Source organism: Amaricoccus sp., from assembly GCF_036846665.1.
Taxonomy (GTDB): Bacteria; Pseudomonadota; Alphaproteobacteria; order Rhodobacterales; family Rhodobacteraceae; genus Amaricoccus.
The window spans coordinates 25,326-32,441 of sequence record NZ_DAIUBO010000013.1 but is presented as its reverse complement, the minus strand read 5'-3'; the positions used below and the strand labels follow the sequence as shown (position 1 = coordinate 32,441).

Sequence of the window (7,116 nt, the reverse complement as noted above, 5' to 3'; positions counted from 1 at the left end):
GCGTGATCAGGATGCCGCCGGTCTCGGTCTGCCACCAGGTGTCGACGATCGGGCAGCGGCCCTTGCCCACCACCTCGTCGTACCAGTTCCAGGCCTCCGGATTGATCGGCTCGCCCACCGAGCCGAGGATGCGCAGGGACGACAGGTCGTGCTTGTCAACGAACTCGCGGCCCTGTCCCATCAGCGCGCGGATCGCGGTGGGCGCGGTGTAGAAGATGTTGACCCCGTGCTTCTCGCAGACCTGCCAGAAGCGCCCGGCGTCGGGCCAGGTCGGCACGCCCTCGAACATCATCGTGGTCGCGCCGTTGGCGAGCGGCCCGTAGACGATGTAGCTGTGCCCCGTGACCCAGCCCACGTCGGCGGTGCACCAGTAGATGTCGCCCTCGTGGTAGTCGAAGACATATTCATGGGTCATCGCGGCATAGACGAGATAGCCGCCCGTGGTGTGCACCACGCCCTTCGGCGCCCCGGTCGAGCCCGACGTATAGAGGATGAAGAGCGGATCCTCCGCCTCCATCACCACCGGCTCGCAATGGTCGGAGACGCGCTCCATCTCCTCGTGGAGCCAGACGTCGCGGTCGGCGTTCCAGGGGATCTCGCCCCCGGTCCGGCGCACGACGAGCTGCCGCACGCCCTCGAGGCCCTCGAGCGCCCGGTCGGCGTTGGTCTTGAGCGGCGTGCGCCGGCCGCCGCGCGGCGCCTCGTCGGCCGTGATCACCAGCTTGGCGCCGGAGCCGACCACGCGCGCGCGCAGCGCATCGGCGGAGAAGCCGGCGAAGACGACGGAATGCACCGCGCCGATGCGTGCGCAGGCGAGCATGGCATAGGCGGCCTGGGGGATCATCGGGAGATAGAGGATGACGCGGTCGCCCTTCTTCACCCCGAGCGAATGCAGCACGTTGCCGAATTTCGAGACCTGCTCGTAGAGCTCCTGATAGGAGATATGCTCGCTGACCTCCGGATCGTCGCTTTCCCAGATGATCGCGGTCTGCCTGGCCCGGGCCGGGAGATGCCGGTCGATGCAATTGGCCGAGACGTTCAGCTTGCCGTCCTCGAACCAGTTGATCGAGACGTTGTGATAGTCGAAGGACGTATTCTTGACCTTGGTGAAGGGCTTGATCCAGTCGATCCGGCGCCCGTGCTCGCCCCAGAATGCATCCGGATCGGCGACGGAGGCCGCGTACATGGCCGTATAGGTCTCGGCATTCGCGTTGGCGTTCTCGACGATCTCTGCCGGAGGCTGGTGCATCTGGTCGGTCATCTGGCGTATCCACTCCATGAACTGCCTGCGCGGGACCGGAAATGCACCCGGACCGGCGATGGACTTCGGACGTTCCGACACGGAATTGACGGCACCCGGCCGCCGGCCCCCCGCGCCTCTGGCGCAGGGTTATATTCAGTCTTCCGAACGTTGTAAAACCATATAAATGTTGCGCTGCGGCAGAATGCCCGGCGCCGGCTGCGGGATTGCCCTCCATGCCCTCGCGCCCGTAAGCTCCGTCCCGGCCGCATCGTCACGCGGACCTTGCCTCGGGGGGCGCCATGTCCGACCAGGACCGCGAGTCTTCTTCGCCGGATCGGGCAGCCCTGCCGCTCGCGCGCGAGGCCGCGGCCCGGCGCCGGCGGCGCGATGTCGCGCTCGTGCTGCCGCTGCTCGGGGTCGTGCTTCTGGCCTCGCCCTTCGCGAATGTCGTCGCGCATGCCGGGCACCTCGCCGGCATCCCGGTCGGCGTGCTCTATGTCTTCGGCGTCTGGCTCGCCCTGATCGCCGCGACCGCGCGGCTCGCCGGGCGGCTGCGCGCCGACGACGGGGAAGGCTGAGCCCCGTGCCGAGCTGGAACCTCCTCGTCACCGCCAGCCTCGCCTATGTCGCGTTCCTCTTCGCCATCGCCTTCTGGGCCGAACGGCGGGCAAAGGCGGGCAGGCACGGCTGGCTGCGCTCTCCTTATGTCTACACGCTGTCGCTTTCGGTCTATTGCACCGCCTGGACCTTCTACGGCGCGGTGGGATCGGCGGCGCGGGGCGGCCTCGAGTTCCTGCCGATCTATCTCGGCCCGACGCTGGTCTTCGTCGCCTGGTACTTCCTGCCGCGCAAGCTGATCCGCATCGGCCAGACCCAGCGAATCACCTCGATCGCCGATCTGATCTCGTCGCGCTACGGCAAGAGCGGGCTTCTGGGCGTCGCCGTCACCCTGCTCGCGGTGATCGGCTCGACGCCCTACATCGCCCTGCAGCTGAAATCGCTGACCCTGAGCTTCGCGGCCTTCGCCGCCGAGGAAGGGTCGCATGCGCCCGCGATGGGGCCGGCGGCGACCGCGCTCTGGGTCGCGGCGGGGCTCGCGGCCTTCACCATTCTCTTCGGGACGCGCAACGTCGACGCCAACGAACGCCACCACGGCGTGGTCGCCGCCATCGCGGTCGAGGCGGTCGTCAAGCTCATGGCGCTGCTCGCGGTCGGCGGTTTCGTGGTCTGGGGCCTCTTTCCCGGCCCCGCGGCGGTCTTCGCGCAGATGCCGCCGCATATCGCCGAGGCCGATGCGATCTTCACCCCGCGCTGGGTCACGCTGACCTTCCTCGCCGCGGCCGCGATCATCTGCCTGCCGCGAATGTTCCAGGTCCTGGTGGTCGAGGCCACCGACGAGCGGCAGCTGGCCACGGCGGCCTGGGCCTTCCCGCTCTATCTCGCGCTGATCTCGCTCTTCGTCCTGCCGATCGCGATCGCCGGCATCGCGACCCAGGGGGCGGAGGCCAATCCCGATCTCTTCGTGCTCTCGGTCCCGCTCGCCGCCGGCCAGCACGGGCTCGCGCTCTTCGCCTTCCTCGGCGGCTTCTCGGCGGCGACCTCGATGGTGATCGTGGCGACCATCGCGCTTTCGACCATGGTCTCGAACCACATCATCATTCCGCTCTGGCTGCACTGGGGCGACGGCGCCGGGCAGCGCGGCGACCTGCGGCGGGTGCTCCTGCTGAGCCGGCGACTGTCGATCGTCGCCATCCTCGGCCTCGGCTATCTCTATTTCCTGGTCAGCGCCCCGCGCGCGCTGGCCGCCATCGGCCTGATCTCCTTCGCCGGCATGGCCCAGGTCGCGCCGGCGCTGGTCGGCGCGCTCTACTGGCGCGGCGCGACCCGCGCCGGCGCGCTCGCCGGGCTCGCCGGCGGCTTCGTGATCTGGGCCTATACGCTCTTCCTGCCGAGCTTCGAGGGCGCGGTGGTGATGTCGCTCGACACCATCGAGCACGGGCTCCTCGGCATCGCCGCGCTCAGGCCGCGCGCGCTCTTCGGCTTCGAGGGGCTCGACCCGCTGGTGCATTCGATCTTCTGGAGCATGGTGGCCAATGTCGGCCTCTTCGTCGGCGTCTCGCTCGCCACGACGCCACGGCCGCTCGAGGAATTCCAGGCCGCGCAGTTCGTCGACGTCTTCCGCCTCTCGGCGGCCGGCCCCGGTCTGGTGGAGCGCAGCGCCGCGGCCGAGGATCTGCTGGCGCTGGCCAACCGCATCCTCGGCCCGGAGCCGGCCCAGACGCTCTTCGCCAGGGAGGCCCGGCGCCAGGGCAAGGCCGCAGGGCTGCCCGACGCCACCGACGGCTTCATCCAGAGCCTCGAGCGCGAGCTCGCCGGCTCGGTCGGCGCCGCTTCGGCGCACGAGCTCGTGAGCCAGCTCGCCGGGCGCGGCACCGTCTCGGTCGACGGGCTGATGCGCATCGCCGACGAGACGCTCCAGCTCATCGACGCCAAGCGCAGCCTGGAACGCCAGTCCCGCGAGCTCGAGGAGACCGCCAGCCAGCTCCGCGAGGCCAATGCCGCGCTCAAGCGCATGGATGCGCTCAAGGACGCCTTCCTCAGCCAGGTCAGCCACGAGCTCAGGACGCCGATGACCTCGATCCGCTCCTTCGCCGAGATCCTCGGGGACATGCCCGACGTCTCCACCGAGAACGCCAAGCGCTTCCTCGGCATCATCCGCGAGGAGAGCCAGCGGCTGACGCGGCTGCTCGACGAGATCCTCGATCTCTCCTTCCTCGAATCCGGGCGCGTGACCTTCAACATCGCGCCGGTGCGCCTCGTCGACGTGATCGACCGCGCGCTCGCCAGCACCGAGGGCCTGCTGACCGCCTCCGACATCGCCGTGGCGCGCGCCTATCAGGGCAGCGATCTCGCGGTGGAGACCGATTTCGACCGCGTGGCCCAAGTGGTCATCAATCTGGTGTCGAACGCGGTGAAATACGGCTGCGGCGAGGTCCCGGAACTGACCATCTCGGTCGGCGAGAGCGATTCCGGGGCCCATATCGACGTCTCCGACCACGGCCCGGGGATCCCCGCGGGCGAGCGGGACGAGATCTTCGAGAAATTCGCCCGGCTCGGCGAGGCCAATCTCGCCGGCAGCGCCGGGCTCGGCCTGCCGATCAGCCGCGAGATCATGCGCAATCTCGGCGGCGACCTGATCCTCTTGCCCGGGGGACCGGGCGCGACCTTCCGGGTGATCCTGCCGCGCAAGGCCGCGCTTTCCGGCGCCGCGGCCGATGCCGATCCCGACCAATTCCGAACCCGCGCCGCCAGTTGAGGACCGACCATGCCCGACATCCTGATTCGCAAGGCCCGCTCGATCGTGACCATGGATTCCGACCGGCGCGAGCTCGCCGATGCCGACCTGCTGATCCGCGGTGGCGTCGTCGCGGCGGTGGGGGCGGGGCTGGATGCGCCCGGCGCCGAGATCCTCGACGCGGCGGGCTGCGTGGTGACGCCGGGGCTCGTGAACACCCATCACCACCTGTTCCAGACCCTGACCCGCGCGGTCCCCGCCGCCCAGGACGCGCTGCTCTTCGGCTGGCTGCAATCGCTCTATCCGATCTGGGCGCGCATGGGGCCCGAGGAGATCCGCGTCTCCGCCCGGCTGGGGCTCGCCGAGCTGGCGCTCTCGGGCTGCACGCTCAGCTCCGACCATCTCTATCTCTTTCCCAACGGCGCCCGGCTCGAGCATTCGATCGAGGCCGCCGCCGAGATCGGCCTGCGCTTCCACGCCACGCGCGGCGCGATGAGCATCGGCCAGAGCAAGGGCGGCCTGCCGCCCGACAGCGTGGTGGAGGAGGAGGCGGCCATCCTCGAGGATTGCATCCGGGTCGTCGACGGCTTCCACGACCCGGCCCCCGGCGCGATGGTGCGGGTCGGCCTCGCGCCCTGCTCGCCCTTCTCGGTCAGCCGGGAGCTGATGCGCGACGCGGCGCTGCTCGCCCGCGAAAAAGGGGTGATGCTGCACACGCATCTGGCCGAGAACGACGAGGACATCGCCTATTCGCTGGCGAATTTCGGCTGCCGGCCCGGCCAGTACGCCGAGGACTTGGGCTGGACCGGCGCGGATGTCTGGCATGCCCATTGCGTCAAGCTCGACGCGGGCGAGATCGACCTCTTCTCCCGGTCGCGCACCGGGGTCGCGCATTGCCCCTGCTCGAACAGCCGCCTCGGCTCGGGCATCGCGCCGGTACGCGCCATGCGCGACGCCGGGGTGAAGGTCGGGCTCGGCGTCGACGGATCCGCCTCCAACGATTCGAGCAACATGGTCGCCGAGGCGCGCATGGCGATGCTGCTGCAGCGCGTCTCCCGCGGGGCGGATGCGATGAGCGCGCGCGAGGTGCTGGAGATCGCGACGCTCGGCGGGGCGCAGGTGCTCGGCCGCGAGGATTGCGGCGCGCTGGCGCCGGGCAAGCGCGCCGATCTCGCGATCTGGGACGTGACCGGGCTCGAGGCGGCCGGCGCCTGGGATCCGGTCGCGGCCCTGGTGCTCTGCGGCCCGCTGCCGGTGCGCGACCTGATCGTGGAGGGGCGGAAGGTGGTCGCCGGGGGGCGGCTCTGCACCGTCGAGCCCGAACGCCTCGCCGCCGAGGCCGGCGCGGCGGTGGCGCGGCTGATGGCATAGGCGCCGCCGCGCGGCGGTTCAGCCGGAGGTGGTCCGGGGCGGCTTCGCCGGCGCCATGAGCAGGAGCGGGACGAGCCCGAGCGGCGCCAGCGCCGCCAGCGCCATCGGCAGGCCGAGCAGCTGCGCCATGATCCCGATTGCCGGCGGGCCTACGAGGAAGGCCGTGAAGGCGATCAGCGCCAGGGTCGCCACGTTCCGCTCGGTGCGGGCGCCCGGCAGCTGGCCGACCACCGACATGGTCAGCGGATAGATGTTGCCGCAGCCGAGGCCGGCCAGCGCCGCCATCGGCACCGAGAGCCAGAGGCCCGGCGAGAGGCCGAAGCCGAGCATGGCGATCCCCATCAGCAGCGCCGAGCGGGTGATGACCCTCTGCGGCCCGAAGGCTTCCGCCAGCCGGTCGCCGGCCAGCCGGGTGAGCGCCATGGAGAGCGCGAAGACCGCGAAGGTCGCGGCGGTGGCGAAGGGGCTCGCCCCTACATGCTCGCGCAGGAGCAGTGCCGACCATTCCATCATCGCGCCCTCGGTCAGGAGCGCGCCGATCGGCACGAGGCAGAGGATCAGCAGGGCGCGGCTCGGCAGCACGAAGCGTCCGGCGGGGGCGTCCTGCACAGGCTCGTCGGGCATGAGCCGGAGTGCGGCCACCACGTTCAGCGCCGCGAAGACCGGCTGCAGCAGCAGCTGCTGGGCGAGGAAGCTCACCTCCCATTGCGCGAAGGCGCCGCCGATCAGCGCGCCGGTGACGGTGCCGAAGCTCCAGAAGGCGTGGCAGCGGGTCATGATCCGGCGCTTCAGCACGCGTTCGGTCTGGCTCGCCTTGGCGTTCATCGCCACTTCGATCGTCGCGATGGAAAGGCCGCAGAGGAAGAGCGTCAGCCCGAGCGCCAGCGCGCTCGACGCGAGCGCCGGACCGATGAAGCTCAGCAGGAAGATCGATCCGCCCCAGAGGCAGGTGCGCTTGAGGCCGAGGCGGCGGCTGACGCGGCCCACCACGAGAAAGCCCAGCATCGTCCCGGCCGGCAGGCCGAAGAGGCTGAAGGCGAGGGCGAGCACGTCGAGCCCGAGCGCGGCCTTCACGTCTGGGATGCGCGGAAACCAGACGGCGAGGCCCAGCCCGTTGAGGGCGAAGACCGTCTGCAGGGCGAAGAGGCGCATGCGCTCGCTGGACATCGGGATCACGGAGGTTCGGAACGCCCCCTCCTATCCGCGG

5 protein-coding genes are annotated in these 7,116 nt (G+C 70.3%); 3 read left to right on the top strand and 2 right to left on the bottom strand.

Annotation, left to right across the window (positions count from 1 at the left end):
* The coding region (locus tag V7050_RS02565) for an acetate--CoA ligase (RefSeq protein ID WP_324410211.1) at positions 1-1,261 on the bottom strand (1,261 nt) is incomplete at its 3' end.
* A gap of 281 nt (positions 1,262-1,542) precedes the next feature.
* Here V7050_RS02565 and V7050_RS02560 point away from each other — a divergent pair.
* Genes V7050_RS02560 through V7050_RS02550 form a run of 3 tightly spaced genes read left to right on the top strand, consistent with a single transcriptional unit; the run spans position 1,543 to position 5,909 of the window.
* Positions 1,543-1,821, top strand: a complete 279-nt coding sequence (locus V7050_RS02560) for a hypothetical protein (RefSeq protein ID WP_324369421.1) — start codon at positions 1,543-1,545, stop codon at positions 1,819-1,821.
* 5 nt (positions 1,822-1,826) lie between these two features.
* A complete protein-coding gene (locus V7050_RS02555; protein ID WP_324369420.1) occupies positions 1,827-4,559 on the top strand; it encodes an ATP-binding protein in 2,733 nt (910 codons plus the stop codon).
* Positions 4,560-4,568: 9 nt separating this feature from the next.
* On the top strand, positions 4,569-5,909 hold the full coding sequence (locus tag V7050_RS02550) for an 8-oxoguanine deaminase (RefSeq protein WP_324369418.1): 1,341 nt from the start codon (positions 4,569-4,571) through the stop codon (positions 5,907-5,909).
* 18 nt (positions 5,910-5,927) lie between these two features.
* Here V7050_RS02550 and V7050_RS02545 read toward each other — a convergent pair whose 3' ends face one another.
* Complete coding sequence (locus tag V7050_RS02545) at positions 5,928-7,076, bottom strand: MFS transporter (RefSeq protein ID WP_324369416.1); 1,149 nt, start codon at positions 7,074-7,076, stop codon at positions 5,928-5,930.
* Between the last annotated feature and the right edge of the window lie 40 nt (positions 7,077-7,116).